This window comes from Pseudomonas sp. MWU12-2319 (genome assembly GCF_023242525.1).
Lineage (GTDB): Bacteria > Pseudomonadota > Gammaproteobacteria > Pseudomonadales > Pseudomonadaceae > Aquipseudomonas > Aquipseudomonas gingeri_D.
Genome location: NZ_JALJES010000002.1, coordinates 479,317 through 500,375 on the forward strand (window position 1 = coordinate 479,317; position 21,059 = coordinate 500,375).

20 protein-coding genes, 1 tRNA gene and 1 riboswitch are annotated in these 21,059 nt (G+C 61.6%); of the genes, 12 read left to right on the forward strand and 9 right to left on the reverse strand.

Going from position 1 to position 21,059, the window contains the following annotated elements:
• The first annotated feature begins 14 nt into the window (after nucleotides 1–14).
• The gene (locus tag M5C01_RS04895; RefSeq protein ID WP_152737483.1) at nucleotides 15–1,367 is read left to right on the forward strand and encodes an acyclic terpene utilization AtuA family protein; all 1,353 of its coding nucleotides are present in this window, start codon (nucleotides 15–17) and stop codon (nucleotides 1,365–1,367) included.
• A complete protein-coding gene (locus M5C01_RS04900; RefSeq protein ID WP_152737484.1) occupies nucleotides 1,364–1,690 on the forward strand; it encodes a hypothetical protein in 327 nt (108 codons plus the stop codon). The genes M5C01_RS04895 and M5C01_RS04900 overlap by 4 nt, the downstream gene beginning before the upstream one ends.
• Here M5C01_RS04900 and inhA read toward each other — a convergent pair.
• Complete coding sequence (gene inhA, locus M5C01_RS04905) at nucleotides 1,687–2,376, reverse strand: isonitrile hydratase (protein ID WP_152737485.1); 690 nt, start codon at nucleotides 2,374–2,376, stop codon at nucleotides 1,687–1,689. The genes M5C01_RS04900 and inhA overlap by 4 nt on opposite strands.
• Nucleotides 2,377–2,483: 107 nt before the next feature.
• Between inhA and M5C01_RS04910 the strand changes: the two genes are divergently transcribed.
• The 3 genes from M5C01_RS04910 to M5C01_RS04920 all read left to right on the forward strand — a co-directional run bounded on the left by M5C01_RS04910 (nucleotide 2,484) and on the right by M5C01_RS04920 (nucleotide 5,612).
• Nucleotides 2,484–3,464 carry a GlxA family transcriptional regulator gene (locus M5C01_RS04910; protein WP_178129772.1) on the forward strand — a complete coding sequence of 327 codons (981 nt, stop codon included), beginning with the start codon at nucleotides 2,484–2,486 and terminating at the stop codon, nucleotides 3,462–3,464.
• Nucleotides 3,465–3,656: 192 nt separating this feature from the next.
• Entirely contained in the window at nucleotides 3,657–4,655 is a 999-nt protein-coding gene (locus M5C01_RS04915; protein WP_103494958.1) for a response regulator, read from the forward strand.
• A gap of 3 nt (nucleotides 4,656–4,658) precedes the next feature.
• Entirely contained in the window at nucleotides 4,659–5,612 is a 954-nt protein-coding gene (locus M5C01_RS04920) for a diguanylate cyclase (protein ID WP_152737488.1), read from the forward strand.
• A 26-nt stretch (nucleotides 5,613–5,638) separates the two neighbouring features.
• Here the strand turns inward: M5C01_RS04920 and M5C01_RS04925 are convergent, their stop codons facing one another.
• The 3 genes from M5C01_RS04925 to M5C01_RS04935 all read right to left on the reverse strand — a co-directional run bounded on the left by M5C01_RS04925 (nucleotide 5,639) and on the right by M5C01_RS04935 (nucleotide 9,109).
• Nucleotides 5,639–7,558, reverse strand: coding sequence for a methyl-accepting chemotaxis protein (locus M5C01_RS04925; protein WP_152737489.1), 1,920 nt, complete (start codon nucleotides 7,556–7,558; stop codon nucleotides 5,639–5,641).
• A gap of 115 nt (nucleotides 7,559–7,673) precedes the next feature.
• Nucleotides 7,674–8,294, reverse strand: a complete 621-nt coding sequence (locus M5C01_RS04930; RefSeq protein ID WP_152737490.1) for a LysE family translocator — start codon at nucleotides 8,292–8,294, stop codon at nucleotides 7,674–7,676.
• Between the two features lie 176 nt (nucleotides 8,295–8,470).
• The gene (locus M5C01_RS04935) at nucleotides 8,471–9,109 is read right to left on the reverse strand and encodes a YebB family permuted papain-like enzyme (protein ID WP_152737491.1); all 639 of its coding nucleotides are present in this window, start codon (nucleotides 9,107–9,109) and stop codon (nucleotides 8,471–8,473) included.
• Nucleotides 9,110–9,222: 113 nt separating this feature from the next.
• Between M5C01_RS04935 and M5C01_RS04940 the strand changes: the two genes are divergently transcribed.
• Nucleotides 9,223–9,978 carry a helix-turn-helix transcriptional regulator gene (locus M5C01_RS04940; RefSeq protein ID WP_152737492.1) on the forward strand — a complete coding sequence of 252 codons (756 nt, stop codon included), beginning with the start codon at nucleotides 9,223–9,225 and terminating at the stop codon, nucleotides 9,976–9,978.
• Between the two features lie 149 nt (nucleotides 9,979–10,127).
• A tRNA-Gln gene (locus tag M5C01_RS04945) sits at nucleotides 10,128–10,202 on the forward strand.
• Nucleotides 10,203–10,223: 21 nt separating this feature from the next.
• Here the strand turns inward: M5C01_RS04945 and M5C01_RS04950 are convergent.
• Entirely contained in the window at nucleotides 10,224–10,697 is a 474-nt protein-coding gene (locus tag M5C01_RS04950; RefSeq protein WP_103499529.1) for a helix-turn-helix domain-containing protein, read from the reverse strand.
• A 114-nt stretch (nucleotides 10,698–10,811) separates the two neighbouring features.
• Between M5C01_RS04950 and fabF the strand changes: the two genes are divergently transcribed.
• Complete coding sequence (gene fabF, locus M5C01_RS04955; RefSeq protein ID WP_152737493.1) at nucleotides 10,812–12,080, forward strand: beta-ketoacyl-ACP synthase II; 1,269 nt, start codon at nucleotides 10,812–10,814, stop codon at nucleotides 12,078–12,080.
• A gap of 132 nt (nucleotides 12,081–12,212) precedes the next feature.
• On the opposite strand, the gene M5C01_RS04960 is transcribed toward fabF, so the two are convergent.
• Nucleotides 12,213–13,109 carry a DMT family transporter gene (locus tag M5C01_RS04960; RefSeq protein ID WP_152737494.1) on the reverse strand — a complete coding sequence of 299 codons (897 nt, stop codon included), beginning with the start codon at nucleotides 13,107–13,109 and terminating at the stop codon, nucleotides 12,213–12,215.
• Nucleotides 13,110–13,201: 92 nt separating this feature from the next.
• Between M5C01_RS04960 and M5C01_RS04965 the strand changes: the two genes are divergently transcribed.
• Nucleotides 13,202–14,533, forward strand: a complete 1,332-nt coding sequence (locus M5C01_RS04965) for a PLP-dependent aminotransferase family protein (RefSeq protein ID WP_152737495.1) — start codon at nucleotides 13,202–13,204, stop codon at nucleotides 14,531–14,533.
• 279 nt (nucleotides 14,534–14,812) lie between these two features.
• On the opposite strand, the gene yghX is transcribed toward M5C01_RS04965, so the two are convergent.
• Nucleotides 14,813–15,700: a YghX family hydrolase gene (gene yghX, locus M5C01_RS04970; RefSeq protein ID WP_103499525.1), complete on the reverse strand. Its 888-nt coding sequence runs from the start codon at nucleotides 15,698–15,700 to the stop codon at nucleotides 14,813–14,815.
• Between the two features lie 204 nt (nucleotides 15,701–15,904).
• Here yghX and metE point away from each other — a divergent pair, with 204 nt between their 5' ends.
• The 3 genes from metE (at nucleotide 15,905) to M5C01_RS04985 (ending at nucleotide 19,417) form a co-directional block, all read left to right on the forward strand.
• On the forward strand, nucleotides 15,905–18,193 hold the full coding sequence (gene metE / locus M5C01_RS04975; protein ID WP_152737496.1) for a 5-methyltetrahydropteroyltriglutamate--homocysteine S-methyltransferase: 2,289 nt from the start codon (nucleotides 15,905–15,907) through the stop codon (nucleotides 18,191–18,193).
• 97 nt (nucleotides 18,194–18,290) lie between these two features.
• Nucleotides 18,291–18,424: riboswitch (cobalamin riboswitch) on the forward strand.
• 33 nt (nucleotides 18,425–18,457) lie between these two features.
• Nucleotides 18,458–18,670 (forward strand): CbtB domain-containing protein, encoded by a 213-nt coding sequence (locus M5C01_RS04980; RefSeq protein ID WP_103499523.1) that lies wholly within the window; start codon nucleotides 18,458–18,460, stop codon nucleotides 18,668–18,670.
• Nucleotides 18,671–18,685: 15 nt separating this feature from the next.
• A complete protein-coding gene (locus M5C01_RS04985) occupies nucleotides 18,686–19,417 on the forward strand; it encodes a CbtA family protein (protein ID WP_103499522.1) in 732 nt (243 codons plus the stop codon).
• A 134-nt stretch (nucleotides 19,418–19,551) separates the two neighbouring features.
• Here the strand turns inward: M5C01_RS04985 and M5C01_RS04990 are convergent, their stop codons facing one another.
• Complete coding sequence (locus M5C01_RS04990; protein ID WP_103499521.1) at nucleotides 19,552–20,523, reverse strand: threo-3-hydroxy-L-aspartate ammonia-lyase; 972 nt, start codon at nucleotides 20,521–20,523, stop codon at nucleotides 19,552–19,554.
• A 54-nt stretch (nucleotides 20,524–20,577) separates the two neighbouring features.
• Entirely contained in the window at nucleotides 20,578–20,976 is a 399-nt protein-coding gene (locus tag M5C01_RS04995; protein WP_152737497.1) for a RidA family protein, read from the reverse strand.
• Nucleotides 20,977–21,059 lie beyond the last annotated feature (83 nt).

Genomic DNA, 21,059 nt, shown 5'->3' on the forward strand with positions numbered 1-21,059 from the left:
GGAGGGACCTTGCGATGAAAACCTTGCGTATCGGCTCCGGTGCCGGCTATTCGGGCGACCGCATTGAACCGGCGGTGGAACTGGCGGCCAGGGGCGAGCTGGATTACCTGGTGTTCGAGTGCCTGGCCGAACGGACCATTGCCCTGGCACAACAGGCCCGGCTCAGTGATCCCGAGGGCGGTTACGACCCCTTGTTGCGTGAGCGGATGGAGCGCGTGCTGCCCTTCGTCGGCGGCGCTGGGCGGCGCCTGCGGATCATCACCAATATGGGCGCGGCCAATCCCCTGGCCGCCGCGCGGGAGGTCCGGCGGATCGCCATCGAGCTGGGTTTGCCCGGGCTCAAGATTGCCGCGGTGACCGGTGACGACGTGCTTGAGGTGCTGCGTGCCGAACCGAGCCGTTGGCTGGACAACGGCTTACGGGTCGAGCAGTTGGGCGAGCGACTGGTCTGCGCCAATGCCTATCTGGGGGCGGAAGGCATTGTCCAGGCCCTTGCGGCCGATGCCGATGTGGTGATCACCGGCCGCGTGGCCGATCCATCGTTGTTTCTCGCGCCGCAGTGCTTCGAGTTCGGCTGGGCGGCGGACGATTGGCCGCGCCTGGGCCGTGGCACCCTGATCGGCCATCTGCTGGAGTGCGCGGGGCAGATTACCGGCGGTTACTTTGCCGACCCGGGCGTCAAGGAGGTGCCGGACCTGGCGCGCCTGGGCTTTCCCCTGGCGGAAGTGGATGCCGAGGGCCGGGCGACCATTACCAAGGTTGTGGGTAGCGGCGGTCGGGTGGACGCGGCGACTTGCACGGAGCAGTTGCTCTATGAGGTGCATGACCCGGCGGCCTACCTGACGCCGGATGTCACGGCGGATTTTCAGGGCGTGAGTTTTGTCGAAGAGGGCGCGGACCGGGTCGGCGTGCAGGGGGCGAGCGGGCGCCAGCGTCCGGAGATGCTGAAGGTCTCGGTCGGTTACCTGGACGGTTGGATCGGTGAAGGGCAGATGTCCTACGGTGGTCCGGGCGCCTTGTCCCGGGCACGGCTGGCGCGGGAGATTGTCTTGCAGCGCCTGGAAATCATCGGTGTGAAAACTGAAGAGGTCCGTGCGGAACTGATCGGCGTTGATGCCCTGTATGGCGAAGCGCTGAGTGCGCGAGGGCAGGGTGAACCCTGGGAAGTGCGCTTGCGGGTGGCGGCGCGTTGTGTCGATCGGGCCGATGCGCTGCGTGTCGGCAATGAAGTGGAGACGCTGTATACCAACGGTCCGTCCGGCGGTGGTGGCGCAAGCAAGAGTGTGCGGCAGGTGGTGGCGGTGGCGTCGCTGCTGCTGCCACGGGAAAACCTGACGGCAACGGTACATCTGGAGGAACGCTCATGAGTGGTCTTGAATTGCGCGCCTTTGCCCATTCGCGCACCGGCGACAAAGGCGACACCTCGAATATCTCGGTGATCGCTTATCGGGCCGAGGACTACCCCGGGTTATGCGAATGGCTGACGGCTGAACGGGTGGCGGACTACTTTGCGCCCTTGCTCGATCCGACAGCCGGACCGGTACGGCGTTATGCAGTACCGGGGGTGCGGGCCTTGAATTTCGTCTTGCCGGGCATCCTCCGTGGCGGAGTGACCCGCTCCCTGGCGCTGGATGCCCACGGCAAGAGCCTGGGCTCGGCGTTGCTGGATCTGCCGTGGGAGCGCGATTAACCCGCTTGTTGCAAACGCCGGGCGACACGTTCGGTGATCAGAGCGCGCTGCTTTTGCGGTTCCGCCACCCGCTGCAGGGCAATGGCCAGCACGTCCGCGGGCGCCGTCTCCGGGCTGCCGGCGTTGAACGGCGGTGCCGGTGCGTATTCCAGCTGCAACTGGATCGCCTGGGCCTCTTGTGCCCCCACCAGTTCAGCGACCAGGGTCAGGGCAAAATCGATCCCGGCGGTGATGCCGCCGCCGGTCAGCAGGTTGCCGTCACGTACCACACGGTCTTTCACGGGGATGGCACCGAGAGGCGCCAGCAGGTCGTGATAGGCCCAGTGCGTGGTGGCCTTGCGACCTTGCAACAGCCCGGCGGCACCCAGTACCAGTGAACCGGTGCAGACCGAGGTGATATAGCGTGCCTGGGCGGCCTGTCGGACGATGAACGAGAGGGTCTCGGCATCTTCCATCAAGGGGCCTACCCCGGCACCGCCCGGAATGCAGATCACGTCCAGGGGCGGACAGTCTTCGAACGTCGTCGTCGGCGTAAAGACCAGGCCGGTGCTGGAGGTGACGGGGGCCAGGTCTTTCCAGATCAGGTGGATCCGCGCATCCGGCAGCGAGAACAGGACGTCGTAGGGGCCGGTAAGGTCCAGCTGTTGGACTTTGGGGAACAACAGAAAGCCGATATGCAGCGTCATGGCGATAGCTCCTTGGAAGTGGATAAACGGGTCCGGCGAGGCTGGACGAACCTACTTTAGTTTCGTAGGCTTTGGCGTATCCGCCATTGACCCCACGTTTCACGCCAATCCCCATGAATACCCCCAGAACGATCCGCATCCTGGCTTTTCCCAATGTGCAGGTGCTCGATGTCACGGGGCCGTTGCAGGTCTTTGCCTCGGCCAACGACCTGGCCCGTGCCGAGGGCCTGCCGCTGCCTTATGCCGTGAGCGTCATTGCCGACCAGCGCGAACCGGTGATGAGTTCGGCGGGGCTGGCCCTGGTGGCTGATCCTTTGCCGGCGACGGGGGTGTCGTGCGACACCCTGATCATCTCCGGTGGTTGGGGGACTTACGCGGCCGCCGAGGACCCGGCGCTGGTGGCCTGGGTACGCCAGCAGGCCAGTTGCGCACGCCGGGTCGCTTCGGTCTGCACCGGGGCTTTCCTGCTGGCGGCCAGTGGCTGGCTGGACGGGCGGCGGGTGGCCACCCACTGGACCCGCTGCGAACAATTGGCCGCGCAGTACCCGCGGGTGCGGGTCGAGCCCAATCCGATTTTTATCAACGACGGCCCGGTCTGGACGTCGGCGGGGGTGACGGCAGGCATCGATTTGTCCCTGGCCCTGGTTGAAGCGGACCTGGGGCGCCCCGTGGCGCTGGAGGTCGCCCGGCATCTGGTGGTGTTCCTGAAACGTCCGGGCGGGCAGTCGCAATTCAGCGCCACCTTGTCCTTGCAGAAGGCCGGCAGCCGCTTTGGCGACTTGCAGGCCTGGATCGCCGAGCACCTGGCGCAGGACCTGTCGATCCCGATCCTGGCGCAGCAGGCGGGCATGAGCGAGCGCAGTTTTGTCCGTCACTACCGCGCCGAAACCGGGCAGACGCCGGCCCGGGCCATCGAGCAGATCCGTGTGGAAACCGCCCGGCGCCTGCTGAGCGACACCGCGCTGCCGATCAAGCGGATTGCCACCCGCTGTGGTTTCGGCAGCGAGGAAACCCTGCGCCGCAGCTTTCTGCGGGCCATGAGCATCACGCCCCAGGCCTATCGCGAGCGCTTTTCGCTGCGGCCATAAAACGCCCGTTGGGTGACACCGCCGATCCACTTAGTTGACCTAAGCCATCCCCTGAGGCTCGATTGCGCCTAAGCTGTTGGAATATCGGACGTAGTTCTCAATAAAACCTGTACGCTGAGCATGTTTTGTAAAACTTATGGCATCATGCCATTAATGCTTTCCCTGATACCCCAATAAGATGAGCACCGGTCTGTGTCAGTGATTCCCCTACTTGTGTGTGATGACTCCAACATGGCCCGTAAGCAGGTTTTACGGGCGCTGCCGGCAGAGTGGCAGGTCTCGATTACCCAGGCCAGCGATGGCCGGCAGGGGATGGAGGCCATCCGCAAGGGTCTGGGGCAAGTGGTGCTGCTCGACCTGACCATGCCGGAAATGGATGGCTATCAGGTGCTCTCGGCGATTCGTGCCGAAGGGCTACAGGCACAGGTGATCGTGATCTCCGGTGACGTCCAGGAAGAGGCCGTGCGCCGGGTGCACGAATTGGGGGCGCTGGCGTTCCTGAAAAAGCCTTTCGACCAGGACGAGCTGCGCGAGACCCTCGACGGACTGGGGCTGCTCAATGCCCCCGGTCCGGCGCCGTTGGCCGCTCGCCCTGAACCGACGGCCGAAATCAGCTTTCGCGATGCCTTTCGCGAAACGGTCAACGTGGCCATCGGTCGTGCGGCGGCGCTGATCGCCAAGGTGCTGGGGGTGTTCGTGCACTTGCCGGTGCCGAACGTGAATATCCTCGAAGTGGGCGAGTTGCACATGGCGCTGATGGATGCCGGTAACGGCAACCAGCTCACCGCCATTTGCCAGGGCTTTATCGGCAGCGGCATTGCCGGCGAAGCCCTGCTGATGTTCCATGACTCGGAAATCGCCGACATGGCGCAGTTGATGCAACGTCAGGGCACCGAGTATTCGGATCTGGAAATGTTGCTGGACCTCTCCAGCGTGCTGATCGGCGCCTGCCTGAGCAGTATTGCCGAGCAGATCGACGTGGTGTTTTCCCAGGGCCACCCACAGATTCTCGGGCAGCACGCGGCCATCGACGAACTGATCCGGGTCAACCAGCAGCGCTGGAAAAAGACCCTGGCGGTAGAAATCAGCTACAGCCTGGAAGGGCACGATATTCATTTCGACTTGCTGTTGTTGTTCACGGAAGACTCCATCCAGCGGTTGACCGACAAACTCGCCTACCTGATGAGCTGAGCCATGAACGACACTCTCGATCTGAACGAGTTTCACTGGTTGCTGGCGATTGTCCAGAGCATCGACGTCGGCGTGGTGGTACTGGACCGCGACTATTGCGTGCAGGTCTGGAACACCTTTATGGAAAACCGTTCCGGGGTGCAGCCCAAGGACGCCAGCAGCCAGTCCTTCTTCAGCCTGTTTCCTGAAGTCGATCGCGAATGGTTCAGCCGCAAGGTGGAGAGTGTCGCGACCCTGGGCACGCCGGCGTTCACCATCTGGGAGCAGCGGCCTTACCTGGTGCGGTTCAAGAACTACCAGCCGATCACCGGCCAGGAAGACTTCATGTACCAGAACACCACGTTGCTGCCGTTGCGTTCCACCAACAGCACCATCACCCATATCTGCCTGGTGATCTATGACGTCACCGACGTGGCCACCAACCGCCATCAGCTCCAGGCGGCCAATGCCAAGTTGCAGAAACTCTCCAGCACCGACCGCCTGACGGGCCTGTACAACCGTGGGCACTGGGAGGAAAGCCTCAAGGCCGCCTATGCCCGGAACCAGCGTTATGGCAATGCCACGAGCCTGGTGATGTTCGATATCGACCACTTCAAGCGGGTCAACGACACCTATGGCCACCAGGCCGGGGACAAGGTCATCGAGCACGTGGCTGATGTGGTCCGCGAACATGTGCGCGACAGCGACGTGGCCGGACGTTATGGCGGTGAGGAGTTTGGCGTGGTGCTGTCGGACACCGACAAGGCCGGCGCACGCTTTTTTGCCGAGCGTTTGCGCAAGGCCATCGAAGCCCTGGAAGTCGTGCACGAAGGCCAGAGCATCCGCTTCACCATCAGCCTGGGGGTGGCTGACCTGAGCCTGCCTTCAATCAGTCATGCCGACCTGATCGCCTGGGCGGACCAGGCCTTGTATGCGTCGAAGAAGGGCGGGCGTAATCGGGTGACGGTCTACGAGTAAACCGACCCGATCCGCTCTGCCATTTCTCAGAGTGTGAATTTTCCTACCAGCGTCTGCAGGTGAACCCCCAGCCGGGCGAGTTCGATGCTGGACGCTGCAGTTTCCTCACTGGCTGCCGAGGTCTGTTCGGAAATCTGGCGGACGTTGGTCACGCTTCGGTTGATCTCTTCCGCTACCGCGCTCTGCTGCTCGGCGGCAGTGGCGATCTGATGGTTCATCGATTCGATGGCCTGGACCGACTGGGTGATACCGTCCAGCGAAACGCCGGCCCGACGCGTGAATTCGACACTGCTTTGCGCCAGTGTGCGGCTGCTCTCGAGGCTGCTGGCGACCTTTTCGGTACCGTTGTGCAGCCCGCTGATCAGTTGTTCGATTTCTTCGGTCGAGGTCTGGGTCCGTTGTGCCAGGCTGCGCACTTCATCGGCCACCACCGCGAAGCCGCGCCCGGCCTCTCCGGCCCGCGCCGCTTCGATCGCGGCGTTCAAGGCCAGCAGATTGGTCTGCTGGGCGACGGACTTGATGACATCGAGAACGCTGCCGATCTTGTCGCTTTCCTGCTTGAGGTCACCCATCGCGGTGGTTGAGTGATTGACCTCGTTAGCCAGTTTGTCGATCTGGTTCATGGCCTGGCCAAGCACTTCGCCACCTTCGCGGGCTTCACGGGTTGCGCTGACGGCGGCCGTGGAGGCCTGTTCGGCGTTGCGCGCGACTTCCTGGACGGTTGCGGCCATTTCGTTCATGGCCGTGGCGACCTGGTCGGTTTCCTGCCGCTGGTTGTTCACCCCGGCACTGGTTTGCTCGGTGACCGCCGACAGTTCCTCGGCGGCACTGGCAATCTGTATGACGCCTTCACGCAGGCCGCCGATCAATTCCCGCAGGTTGAGCGTCATACGCTGCATGCTCAGTTGCAGTGCACCCAGTTCGTCGCGACGTGACACCGTGACGTTGGCGCTCAGGTTGCCGGCGGCCACCTGCTCGGCCCGACGCAGGGTTTCCATCAACGGGCCGACGATCAGGCGGGTGATGATCCAGGCGGCGATGATGCCGAGCAGCAAGGCGGCGAGAAAGGCACCTGCCAGCCAATTGCGGGCGTTGAGGACGTCAGCGAGACTCTGTTCGGCCTGGTTCTGCGCCAATTGCTTGTTCGCCGCGAAGAGAGTGGCGATGTCATCGTTGAGCAGCGCCTGGATTTTTTCCGCCCTGACCTGGGCCTCGGCGAACTGGCCGACGGTGGCGCGATAGCCGGCCATTGATTGTTGCAGGCGCTGCAGGCTTTCAGGCGGGGCCGATGGCAGCAACTCGTTGAGGGTCTTTATATAAGCGCCGGCCTGGTCGATGGCCTCTTTGGCCGGTTGTTCAAGCTCGGCTTTCAGGCTGTAGCTGTAGCCTCGGAGTTGAAACCTTGCCTGCTGGACCAGCATCTGCGCGTTGACCACGGCGTCGATCTGGGCCTGATTGCCGCTCGCCGAGGCGGCGCTGTCCTTGAGCTTTTGCAGTTCGGCCACGGCGGCGTCGGCATGATTGCCAAACACGGCGCGCGTCGCATCGCGGGCCTGGATGGCCTGGCTGAAATCGTTGAAGTGCGTGCGATAGCGTTTGACCGATTCGCCGGCAGATTCGATCTGCGCAAGATCTCGCGGGGCCACGAAGGTCGAGCGGTTCTCGGCAAGGTGGCTGTCGAGACTGTCCAGGAGCTTGACCACGTTCGCGGCATGCTGTGGGTCGGTGGTCAGTGTGTAGGACAGGCGCCCGATGCGTACGTCCTTGGCCAGATCGTTCAGCTTGGCGATATCCAGAATTCGGTCACTGCGGTTGCTGAGTGACTGGATACCCAACCAACCGGTGATTGCAATCAACAGGGTCAGCAGTATGACCACGCCGAATCCTATGGCGAGCTTGGTCCTGACGCTGATGTTTTCCAGCATCCTGTTGATGGGTGCAAGCATTGAGCAATCTCCTCCATATCAAACCGCAAATATGAGGGCTTTTCCGCCCTCTAACAGGTTAGATCGGCCGGAACACTCAAAGCTTGATGTGTGGAGACGGGGTGCTCGGGAATGCTCAGGCTCTGCGCGCCATCAGCAGCACCGAAGCCGCCCCTGACAACAGCACCGCGCAACCTCGGTTGAACAGGCGTTTGCCCTTGGGTTCGGCGAACCAGCGACGCATATGCACACCCATATAGGCGTAGGCGCTGATGGCGATCAATTCCAGCATCAGGAACAGGGCGCCGAGTACGGCGAACTGGGCGGAGATGCCCTGGGTCGGGTCGATGAACTGGGGGAGGAAGGCGGTGAAGATAAGGATGGCTTTTGGGTTGCCGGCCGCGACCAGGAACTCCTGGCGGGCGAGGGCGCGCAGGCTGGCGGGGGCGCTTTGGGCGCGGGTGTCGGCATCGGGGTTGGCGCGCCAGAGCTGGATGGCGAGGTAGATCAGATAGGCCGCGCCGAGAATCTTGATGCCATAGAACAGCAGCTCCGAGGTCTGCAGCACCACCGCCAGGCCCGCGGAGGCCAGGGCGATCATGCCGGCAAATGCCAGCAAGCGGCCGAAGCCCGCCAGGCAAGAGGTGCGAAAGCCATAACGGGTCGAGTTGCTCACCGAGAGCAGGTTGTTCGGGCCAGGAGCCATGTTCAGGGCGAAGCACGCCGGTATAAACAGGATCAGCGTCGGCAGGTTCATAGCAGGCTCCGGGATCGAGAGGCGGGAAAGCTCGACAATAACGTCAAGCCTTGGCCGGATGCCAGTGCGCCAAAGGCTTTCCTGATCTGTACCTGAGACTTGTCACGCAGGTGTACGGTACGTCGGCATCAACAACCCCGTTTTGCGCAAGGTTGCGCTGCTCCCAAGGCATCTCCTTATGCGTCGAAAATGACGCGCAAATGCGGGCTTCGCAGTACGCTTGCCGGCGTCACGGTATGCCGTTGCCATGGAATCCGGCCGAAGTACCAGAAGCGCCAGAAGGCAAGCTTCGGATCGGGGTTGTCCCGTAATAACGTGGCGAACGTCTCCACGTCGCCGAGCTGGATGGCCGTCGCTTCCTGGATGACTTCACGCACGAAGCGGGAGCAGAACTGGCGTCGTGAGCCGATATTGAAACCGGTGTCGTAGAAGGTCCCCATCCGGCTCTCGGCCGCGCTCACCAGCACGTTGCGCTGCCGCTCATTGAGCGGCGCGGTCAGCCTCGCGACTGCGCAGCGTCGGTGCTCGGAGCGCTCCAGGAAACGCGTCATCGGCGTGGTTCGGGCAAAAGGAAAAGTGCTCTCCGCAATCAGGGGGTCATCGCCACGGTTACCGACGACGACGCCTACATGGTTGGTCCATGAGTTCGTGGCGTTGGCCACTTCGAGGAAGGGGCGCGCGGTGACGCGGATAAAAACCAGGTCGCCGATTTGCAGATCACCCACCGGTGGTCCTGCGACAGGCAACTCGACGTGCGCACTTCCTTGCACCCCCTTCGAACGTATGACGCTGTTCATTGCGCTGCTAATGGACATGCTGGCCTCCTTGTTCTCTTGAAGGGCCAGTATGGGAGGAGGGTGCATATTTCACACCTTTATCCTTTGCATTTCCTTATGCTGATACCTTCAGTATCGGATTCCAATACTTAATGACTCCAATTACCCAGCTCATCGCGACGATCAAGCAGCGCCTCAAGTCAGCGGGAATGACCTATCGCGACGTTGCCCAGGCGCTGGACCTCTCGGAACCCAGCGTGAAACGCCTGTTGGCCAGCGGACGGCTGACGGTCGAGCGCCTTGCCCAGTTCTGTGACCTGCTGGGGCTGACGATGGCGGAACTGCTTCAGGAGTCCGAAGCATCGGCACCGCGTCTGCAAATGCTGACCCATGAACAGGAAGCGCAACTGGTCTCAAATGAGAAGCTGCTGTTGGTGGTCGTGTGTGCGTTGAACCAATGGTCACTGGAGGACATGGTGTCGGCCTATCACCTGTCGAAGGCCGAGTGCATCAAGCACTTGCTGGTGCTGGAACGGATGGGGCTGGCGGATCTGAAGCCGGGCAACCGTATCCGGCTGCTTGTCGCACGAGATTTTGACTGGCTGCCGGACGGGCCTATCCGGCACTTCTTTGTGCAACAGGGGCTACCCGATTTTATGGCCAGCCGCTTCGACCTTGCTGACGAGACCCTGGACTTTGCCCATGGCATGTTGACGAAGGCGGCGTACGTCCAGTTGCAGGTCGAAATGCACAGGTTGCGCGGCAAGCTGGCAGCGCTTCACAGCGAATCCCTGAGCGCACCCTTGTCCGAGAAGCGCGGCACGGCGCTACTGCTGGCCATGCGTGTCTGGGAGCCACGGGTGTTCAGAAAGCTCAAACGGCCAGTACCCGACCGCGCTCAAGAATAAGTGGCTGTTTTAAAACAAATTTGTTTACCTTGGGGCTTCCCAGGCGAGGCGAAAGTTGATAAATTTCCGCGCACTCCTGCAGTGACCCTTCTCGGGTTCGCAAGCTGCAAGATCAAAAGCGAGTGTCAAGCATTCGTCGCAACAGCTACAGGGGCGTCGCCAAGCGGTAAGGCAGCAGGTTTTGATCCTGCCATGCGTTGGTTCGAATCCAGCCGCCCCTGCCATTTTCCTTCTCGTACCTAAGATCATGCCAGCCGCTGGCGCATCTGCTCACTGGCAGCCGGCCCGGCCTGCACTGTGCTACGGTCCAACGGCACCGGACGTCCATCGGCGATATCCGCCATCATCAATTGCAACGGTCGTCCGCTCCCGCGTTCGACGATCTGCACGCTTTCGCCTTCCGGCGCGTAATGGCGATTGCCCCATTCGACAAACGCCATCAGCACCACGCGAAAATCCTCGCCCTTGGCCGTCGGCACATATTCATGGCGCAGCGGACGCTGGCTGTAGGGCTGACGTTCGAGCAGGCCCGCATCCACCAGCCCATTCAGGCGCCGGGTCAGCATATTCGGGGCAATCTCCAGGCTGCGGGAGAATTCGTCGAAGCGTTTCAGGCCATGCAGGGCATCGCGCATGATCAGGATATTCCACCACTCGCCCACGCGCTCAAGGCTGCGGGCTACCGGGCATTCGGCATGGCTCAGGGTCTTGCGTTGCATGGGGGCTCCTGTCGGGGCGCGCGGATATTTGTGAGGCGGGTATGTTACTTTCATGATGATAGTAGCGTCCACAAGCCATTACCTCACTCAAGAAACGGAAGGAGTTGGATCGTCATGAGCAAACGCATTGTCGTCACGGGCATGGGCGCACTGACCCCGTTGGGCTGCGGAGTCGAACAGGTCTGGCAGCGCCTGCTGGCCGGCCAGTCCGGTATCCGACAGTTGCCGGCGGAGTTGATCGGCGACCTGTCGATCAGTATCGGCGGTCAGGTCCAGGACCGTGCCCAGGACCCGGAAGCCGGCTTCGATCCGGATCAGTTGCTGGCGGCCAAGGAGCAGCGCAAGATGGACCGTTTCATCCTGTTCGCCCTGGCGGCGGCGGATGAGGCCCTGGCCCAGGCCGGCTGGGCTCCCGCTTCCCCGGAGGCGCAGGAACGCACGGCAACCATCATTGCTTCCGGTGTCGGCGGTTTTCCCGCCATCGCCGAAGCGGTGCGCACCACGGACAGCAAGGGACCGAGGCGTCTGTCGCCGTTCACCATCCCTTCGTTTCTCAGCAATATGGCGGCCGGTCACGTCTCGATCCGCTACGGTCTCAAGGGGCCATTGGGTGCTCCGGTGACCGCCTGTGCCGCCGGCGTCCAGGCCATCGGCGATGCGGCCCGGATGATCCGTGCGGGGGAGATCGACGTGGCGGTCTGCGGTGGTGCGGAAGCGTGCATCCACAGGGTCAGCCTGGCCGGGTTCGCGGCGGCCCGGGCACTTTCAAGTGATTACAACGAGACGCCGCAGCTCGCCTCCCGGCCCTTCGATCAGGCCCGCGATGGTTTTGTCATGGGAGAGGGTGCCGGCCTGCTGGTGATCGAGGAGTTGGAGCATGCCCTGGCCCGCGGTGCCAAACCCCTCGCCGAGTTGGTGGGTTACGGCACCAGTTCCGATGCCTACCATATGACCGCCGGACCGGAAGATGGCGACGGTGCTCGCCGTGCCATGCAGCAGGCATTGCGCCAGGCCGGTATCGAGCCGTCCCAGGTCCAGCACCTGAATGCACACGCCACCTCGACCCCAGTGGGCGACAAGGGCGAGTTGGCGGCCATCAAGGCGGTGTTCGGGACAGCGGGTGGTCCGGCCATCAGTTCGACCAAATCCGCCACGGGGCATCTGTTGGGGGCTGCGGGTGGGATCGAGGCGATCTTCACGGTTCTGGCATTGCGTGATCAGGTGGCACCGGCAACGCTCAATCTGGATAACCCCGATGAGCTCGCCGAAGGTCTTGATCTGATTCGTGGTCAGGCCCGTCAGTTGCCCATGGAGTACGCGCTCTCCAATGGCTTCGGTTTTGGTGGGGTCAATGCCAGCGTGTTATTCAAGCGCTGGGTGTAGGGCGGGAGATACCGTCTTCAGGTCAACGCGGTCAATGTAGGAGCCCGGCTTGCCGGCGATGGCGGCCGGATGATCGATGCAGGGCTTGAGGGCCTTATCGCTGGCAAGCCAGGCTCCTACAAGGGACGGCGTTTATTTGGAGAATTTTCTCGCGCCGGCCACGCAAAGAATCACCGCCACCGTGACCCCCAGCATGCCCAGGCTGACGTGCTCGTGGAGTAAAGTCGCCGCCAGGGCCAAGCCGAAAAACGGCTGCAAAAGCTGCAACTGTCCCACGGCGGCAATCCCGCCCTGGGCCAGCCCGCGATACCAGAACACAAAACCGATCAGCATGCTGAACAGCGAGACATACGCCAGGCTCAACCAGGCCGGTGGGCTGATCCCCGTGAACGAGGCGGGTGTGAGCAATCCCGTCAGCACGAGCATCACCGGCAGCGACAATACCAGCGCCCAGGAAATCACCTGCCAGCCTCCCAGCGTCCGTGAGAGTTTCGCCCCTTCGGCATAACCCAGACCGCAGACCAGCACCGCCAGCAGCATCAGGATATCGCCTTGGGGCGAGGCGCTCAGTCCCTGGGACACGGCGAACCCCACCACCAGCAGACTCCCCAGCACGGAAAAGAACCAGAACACCGGCCGGGGCCGCTCGCCGCCGCGCAGTACACCGAAGACCGCGGTTGCCAGCGGCAACAAACCGAGGAAAACAATGGAGTGCGCCGAGGTCACGTACTGCAAGGCCAGTGCCGTCAATAACGGAAAGCCGAGCACCACGCCGATGGCTACCACCAGCAGGGACAGCAGTTGGCTGCGGGCAGGGCGCTTCTCCCTGAACAGCAACAGCAGGCACAGCGCCAGAACCCCGGCGATGCTCGCCCGGGCCACGGTCAGAAACACCGGGTCGAACTCCAGCACCGCCACCCGTGTCGCGGGTAGCGAGCCGCTGAAGATCAACACACCGATAAATCCATTGAGCCAGCCGCTGGTATTTTTGGCCAGCGCTGGGGTGTTCAGGGGCGAGGTTCGTTCCATTTTCGCTTCACGCTCAAGGTTCGGGTTGCTTGAGGCGCATGCTATGACTGAGTATTGATACAATCAAAATATTGTCATGGATACATCTGCCGATGCCCCGTTCCCGGTATAAATCACTGGTTGACGTTTTTGCTGCCGATATCCGTTCGGGGCGCTTGCCGCCTGGCGCTCGGCTGCCCACCCATCGCCAGTTGGCCGCCACCCACGGTCTGGCCCTGGTGACGGCCAGTCGGGTCTATGGGGAGCTTGAAGCCATGGGCCTGGTCAGCGGGGAAACGGGGCGCGGCACCTTTGTCCGGGAGACGTCCCTGCCTTCCGGCCTGGGCATCGACCAGCCCGACGTTACCCAGGGGATGGTCGATCTCAACTTCAACTATCCCTCGTCGCCGGGGCAGGCCGAGCAGTTGCGCACGGCCTTGCGCCAGTTGGCGTTGTCCGGCGACCTGGAGTCCTTGCTGCGCTACCACCCCCATGCCGGGCGCCTGCACGAGCGGGCAGCGGTCGCCCGTCACCTGGCGGCGCGTGGGTTGAGGGTGACGGCCGAGCAGGTGCTGATTGTCAGCGGTGCCCAGCATGGTTTGACGGTGATCCTGATGGCGTTTCTGCAACCCGGGGATGTGATCGCCGCGGACGCCTTGACCTACCCCGGATTCAAGGTGTTGGCGCAGGCCCTGCACCTTGAGATCGTGCCGATTCCCGTTTCCGACCAGGGGCCGGATCTCGATGCCCTGGAGCAGCTCTGCCGCAGCCGTCCGGTGCGTGCCGTCTACAGCATGCCGACCCTGCACAACCCGATGGGCTGGGTGATGGCGGCCGATCAGCGCGAACAGTTGGTGTCGATTGCACGTCAGCATGATCTGTTGATTATCGAGGACGCGGCCTACGCGTACCTGGCGGAGAAAGCGCCGCCGCCGTTAGCCGAGCTGGCGCCGGAAAGGACGCTCTACGTTTCCGGTCTGTCCAAGAGCGTGGCCGCCGGTTTGCGGGTGGGGTTTGTCGCGGCACCGATATCGCGGGTAGCGGCGTTGGAGCGCACCATCCGGGTGACCACCTGGAACACGCCGGGGGTGTTGACGGCGATTGCCACCGCCTGGATCGAGGATGGCACCGTTGCCCGGCTCGAGGTGCAAAAGCGCAAGGATGCCCAGGCCAGGCAGGCCATGGCCGACGAGTTGTTGGGCGGCCTGCACACCGTTCGCCATCGGTCTTCGTTCTTTCTCTGGCTGCCCCTGCCGGAAGAGGCGCGGGCTGATCAGATCGCCATGGCGCTGATGCGCGAACAGATTTCGGTGTCCACCGCCGAGCCTTTTGCGACCTCCGTGCAGGTGCCGCATGCGATCCGCCTGGCCTTGGGTTCCGTGGACATGGAGACCCTTCGGGTGGCGCTGGTGAAAGTGCAGCGGGTGCTCGGCCCGCTGTTCTGATCCGTATTTTTCATCGTCATCTGCCTCTGTAATGTATTCGGCCCACGACCGACAATGAACCTACGGATCAGCCTTGTGCAGATGCCCGGGGTTACGGCCTGTTATGCCGGGCCACGACCTCTGTTTGCTCTGCTCCGTAAACTCATTACGCACTCCGCGTTATGCGCTGACCTTATAGTCGAGGAGGCCTTATGGCCAAGATGGCGATGTTCCTGGGTGGATTTCTCATACTGACAATTGCGATTGGCCTCCTGGCCACGATTTCTCCGACATAACCCCCTAGACCAGATAGCGCCGGAACCACCCCAGGGTCCGGTCCCAGGCCAGCTTGGCGGCCGCCTCGTCGTATCTCGGTGTGGAGTCGTTGTGAAAACCGTGGTTAACCCCGGCGTAGATATGCGCCTCATAGACCTTGCCGGCGGCTTTTAATGCCTGCTCATAGGCGGGCCAGCCGTCGGTGATCGCCTTGTCCAGTTCGGCGTAGTGCAGCAATAGGGGCGCCTGGATCCGCACCACTTCCTCGGCCTTTGGCTGGCGGCCATAGAAGGGCACCGCGGCGCTGAGTTCCGGATAGGCCACGGCGGCGGCATTGGCGACCCCGCCGCCATAGCAGAAGCCGGTGATGCCGACCTTGCCGGTGGTGCTGTCGTGGTGCATCAGCCATTCGATGGCAGCGAAAAAGTCATTCATGAGCTTTTCCGGGTTGACGGTCAGTTGCAGCTCCCGGCCTTTTTCGTCATTGCCGGGATAGCCGCCGACCGATGACAGGCCATCCGGGGCCAGGGCGATAAATCCGGCCTTGGCCACCCGCCGGGCAACGTCTTCGATATAGGGATTGAGCCCACGGTTTTCATGCACGACCACCACAGCGGGCACCTTGCCGCTGGCCTTGGCCGGACGCACCTGATAGGCACGCACTTGCCCGTTGCCCTTGGGGGAGGGGTAGGTGATGTATTCGGCGAGGATGTCCGGGTCGGTAAACGGCACCTGTTCGGCCAGCGCATAGTTCGGGCTCAACGCCGCCAGCAGGCTGCTGGCGGCGAGGCCACCGAGGGTGAACTTTGCCGCACGATCAAGAAACTCCCGGCGGTTGATCTTGCCGTGGACATAGTAGTCGTACAGCTCAAGCAGTTCAGGGGCAAAGTCTTTCGCGGTGAGACGTTCCATCTGGGCGCTACCTTTCGAGTGGTCCGGGTTACGGCCCAGTGTAGAACCTAAAGGCGGGTATTCGGGCTTGAGCGGCTTTCATATGGGTAATATTGATTTATGATCATGAGTGAAACTTGTGATCATCAATATTAAAATGAGTTTGTCTCAGTATGTGCTGAATGTCGACAATGGCTCCCATCAAACATATTGGAGTTTTTTGTCATGGCACTGGCCCATTCCCTAGGATTTCCGCGCATTGGCCGCGACCGCGAGCTGAAGAAAGCTCAAGAAGCCTTCTGGAAAGGCGAACTGAACGAAGCGGGTCTGCGTGCCGTGGGCAGCGAGCTGCGCAAGGCCCACTGGGACCTGCAGAAGAAAGCCGGTGTCGAGCTGCTGCCGGTCGGCGACTTCGCCTGGTACGACCAGGTGCTGACCCACTCGCTGATGTTCGGTGTGATCCCGGAGCGTTTCCGTCCGCACGACGGCAAGACCTCCCTGCAAACCCTGTTTGGCATGGCCCGTGGCGTCAGCGACAGCTGCTGCGGCGGTGCCCATGCCCAGGAAATGACCAAGTGGTTTGACACCAACTACCACTACCTGGTGCCGGAGTTCAGCGCCGACCAGCAGTTCCAGCTTGGCTGGGACCAACTGTTTGAAGAGGTCGAAGAGGCACTGGCACTGGGTCACAACGTCAAGCCGGTGGTGATCGGTCCGCTGACCTACCTGTGGCTGGGCAAGGCCAAAGGTGGTGATTTCGACAAGCTCGATCTGCTCGATCGCCTGTTGCCGCTGTACGGTCAGATCTTCCAGCGCCTGGCGGCCCAAGGCGTCGAGTGGGTGCAGATCGACGAGCCGATCCTGGTCCTGGACCTGCCGCAGGAATGGAAAAACGCCTTTGAGCGGGCCTATAACCTGATTCAGCGCGATCCACTGAAGAAGCTGGTTGCCACCTACTTCGGTGGCCTGGAAGAGAACCTCGGCCTGGCGGCCAATCTGCCGGTCGACGGCCTGCACATCGACCTGGTTCGTGCCCCTGAGCAATACCCGACCATCCTCGATCGTCTGCCTGCTTACAAGGTACTGTCGCTGGGCCTGGTCAACGGCCGTAACGTCTGGGGTTGCGACCTGGAAAAAGCCCTGGCGGTCTTGCAACACGCCAATGAGCGCCTGGGCGATCGCCTGTGGGTCGCGCCTTCCTGTTCGTTGCTGCACAGTCCGGTCGACCTGGGCCGTGAAGACAAGCTGGACGCCGAACTGAAGAGCTGGCTGGCCTTTGCCGTGCAGAAGTGTGAAGAAGTTGCGATTCTGGCCCGTGCGATCAACGAACCCGAAGCGGCTCCAGTCCTGCAAGCACTGGCCAGGAGCCGTGCGGTTCAAGCCAGCCGTGCCGCCTCGCCGCGCATCCACAAGCCGGCTGTGCAGGCTCGTGTTGCCGCGATCACCGCCAAGGACAGTCAGCGTCACTCGTTGTTCGCAACCCGTATCGAGAAGCAGCGCGCCGGCCTGAATCTGCCGCTGTTCCCGACCACGACCATCGGTTCGTTTCCGCAAACGGCGGCCATCCGCCTGGCGCGTCAGTCGTTCAAGCAAGGCAAGTTGAGCGAAGCCGAATACACCGAAGCGATGCAGAGCGAGATTCGCCATGCTGTCGCGTTCCAGGAGCGCCTGGGCCTGGACGTGTTGGTGCACGGTGAAGCCGAGCGTAACGACATGGTCGAGTACTTCGCCGAGCAACTCGAGGGTTATGTCTTCAGCCGCTTTGGCTGGGTCCAGAGCTACGGTTCCCGTTGCGTGAAACCCGCGGTGATCTTCGGCGATCTGAGCCGTCCGAAAGCCATGACCGTGGAGTGGATCCGCTACGCCCAAGGCCTTACCGACAAAGTGATGAAGGGCATGCTGACCGGTCCCGTGACCATGCTGATGTGGTCCTTCCCCCGTGAGGACGTGTCCCGTGAAGTGCAGGCTCGTCAACTGGCCCTGGCCATTCGTGACGAAGTGATGGACCTGGAAACCGCTGGCATCAAGATCGTGCAGATCGACGAAGCGGCGTTCCGCGAAGGTCTGCCGCTACGCCGGGCGCAATGGCAGCACTACCTGGACTGGGCCACCGAGGTCTTCCGTCTGTGCGCGTCCGGTGTGCGTGACGAAACCCAGATCCATACCCACATGTGCTACAGCGAGTTCAACGATGTGATCGAGTCCATTGCGGCCATGGATGCCGACGTCATCACCATTGAAACCTCGCGTTCGGACATGGAACTGTTGGAGGCGTTCGAAGCCTTCGCTTACCCGAATGAAATCGGGCCGGGCGTCTACGACATCCACTCGCCACGGGTTCCGGATGCTTCGGAAATGGCCAACCTGCTGCGCAAGGCCGCCCAGCGTATTCCCGCCGAGCGTCTGTGGGTCAACCCGGATTGCGGTCTGAAAACCCGTGGCTGGCCGGAAACCGAGGCTGCCCTGGTGCATATGGTCAGCGCCGCCCGCCAACTGCGTGCAGAACTGGCGTAATGCGCTAAGCCCTGCGCCTGAAGTACCTGCCGGAGTCTGTCAGCGTGCTCCGGCTTTTTTATGGCTGCTGTCAGCCGGAGTGCGTACACTGCCGGGGTTCTATCGCTTTTTCACTAGAGCGTTTTACAACTCGTTCAGAAACAGGAAGCCGGTTGAAATCCGGCGCGGTCGCGCCACTGTATTCGTCTGTTTATCAGGCGTAAGCCAGACCCTGTTTCTCCAATCCGTAATCCGTACTGGGACGCGTCTTCCCTGGAGGTTCATATGGCTTATAACGCTGCTACGCAGACCGATGTTTCCCTGCCCACCATTCCGTTGGGCGAAATCCTTCCCTGGGCCATTTTTGGCGGCCTGCTGTTGATGCTGGCGATTTATTTCGTCGGTGCGGAGCAGGGCGCGACGGCTTTGTTCAAGGGTATGTATGTCCACGAATTCGTGCACGACGGACGCCACCTGCTTGGTTTCCCCTGCCACTGATTCAAGGAACATGACATGACCGGTCAATTATTGATTCGCGGCATGCTGGTGGGCTTGCTCGCCGGCATTCTTGCCTTTGGCTTTGCCAAAGTGTTTGGTGAGCCGCAAATCGACAAGGCGATTGCCTTCGAAGAGCACATGGCGCACATGCACGGTGATGCTCCGGAAGAAGAGGAACTGGTGAGCCGCGAGGTGCAGAGCACGTTCGGTTTGTTCACCGGTGTGGTGGTGTACAGCGTTTCCCTGGGCGGGATCTTCGCCCTGGTGTTTGCCTATTCCCTCGGGCGTGTCGGCAAGATCGGGCCGCGTGGCCTGGCCGCGCTGCTGGCATTGGCGGCCTTCGTCACGTTGATTCTGGTACCCGGGCTGAAATACCCGTCCAATCCGCCGTCAATTGGCGATCCGGAAACCATCGCGCAGCGCACCAAGCTGTTCTTCCTGATGTTGCTGGTGTCGGTGATTGCGGCGGTGATTGCGATCAATGCCGCGCGTAAGCTGATCCCGGCCCTCGGCATCTGGAGCGGCTCGATCCTGGCGGTGGGGTTGTACATTCTGATCATGGCGGTTGCCGGTGCTCTGTTCCCGACCATCAATGAAGTGCCGCAGGCTTTCTCGGCGGTCCTGCTGTGGAAGTTCCGCGTGGCCTCCCTGGGCATCCAGCTGGTGCTCTGGACCACCGTAGGCCTGACGTTTGGCTGGTTGGCCGAGCGCAAGCTGAATCTGCCCGGGTTCTCCACCCGCGCCTGAAGTTGAAGAGCGGTGCCGTGCAAACGGCACTGCTTGAACCCTGTCATCCCTCTGTTCCGCCACTTCCAGAGCCTTGCCAGTCAATGCGCGAGCGGCTTACCGGCGCAACCGACTCGCAACGTCAGCGTTAAAGGCTACGCCAGCAACCGGGCGTACCGATCCAGGTCAATATTGCCTCCGCTCACGATCACACCGACACGTTTACCTTCCAGCGCCTTGCCCATTTCACGTACAGCGGCCAACCCCAAGCATCCGGTCGGCTCCACGACCATCTTCATGCGCTCGGCAAAAAAACGCATACCCTCGATCAACTGGGCATCCGTGACAGTCAGGATGTCATCAACGTCGCGGCGAATGATTGGGAATGTATAGTGCCCCAGATGCTGAGTCTGGGCTCCGTCTGCCAAGGTGTCCGGTGTGTCGATATGTACAATTTCGCCCCTGCGAAACGACTGTTGACCGTCATTCCCCGTCTGCGGCTCGACACCGTAAAGTTTACAGTCAGGTGACAGTGCGCGGGTTGCCAAGGCAGCTCCCGCCAACAGTCCACCGCCACCGAGACAGACGAATAGCGCGTCCAGCGGGCCGGTTTCTTGCAGTAACTCCAGGGTCGCCGTCCCTTGCCCAGCGATGACATCCGGGTGGTCATAGGATGGGATCAAGGTGTAGCCATGCTCCTCAGCCAGGTTTCGACCAATGGCTTCGCGGTCCTCGCTGTAACGATCATAGAGCACCACACTGGCTCCGTATTCGCGTGTCGCTGCCATTTTCGAGGCCGGAGCGTCATGGGGCATCACGATGGTCGCGGGAATACCCAGGATACGTGCAGACAATGCGATGCCTTGGGCGTGGTTACCGGAAGAAAATGCCACGACCCCGGCCTTGCGTTGGCGCTCGTTGAAGCGAGCTACTGCATTGAACGCGCCGCGGAACTTGAATGCGCCCATGCGCTGATAGTTCTCGCATTTGAAAAAAACCTCTGCACCCAGTTGTCCGTTCAGCGTACGTGAGGTCAGCACCGGAGTGCGATGAGCGTGGCCCTGGATACGTTCGGCGGCGTCAAGGACGTCTTGATAGGTAGAGAGCATCAGCTGCGTCGTGGTCATGGGGGCCTCGCTTTTTGATATGAGAATTTTTAGACGTGTGTGCAATTAATACGCTTATGCAGTCGCCGCAAGTGCCATGGCTTCCACCTCTACGGCTGAACCAAAATGCAATTGAGCCACTCCCGCAACGGATCGTGCGGGGCGGTGATCACCTAACCATTGCTCGTAGAGCCGATTGAAAGCTGGCCATTGATCAATATCGGTAACATAGACGCGTACCTGCACTAGGCTGTATTTGTCGATGCCTGCCCGGACTAGACAATGTTCAAGATTGCTCAGGACCTGCCGAGTTTGTTCCTCGAAACTCTGGTCTGCCAATGCCTGTCCCGCGGAATTGATAGGTAATTGACCAGAAATAATCACAAATCCACCGGCGATACAAACATGAGAATAGTGCCCCGCAGGAGGGCGGATGGAGCTGCTATTGGCGCATTGGATAGCGGGATTAAGCATGGCGATACCTTTATTCAGGTCGAGGAGAACCAGTCCCTCACTTGGGCAAAAACTTTCTGGCCTACTGTCGGTACGAGACCGGC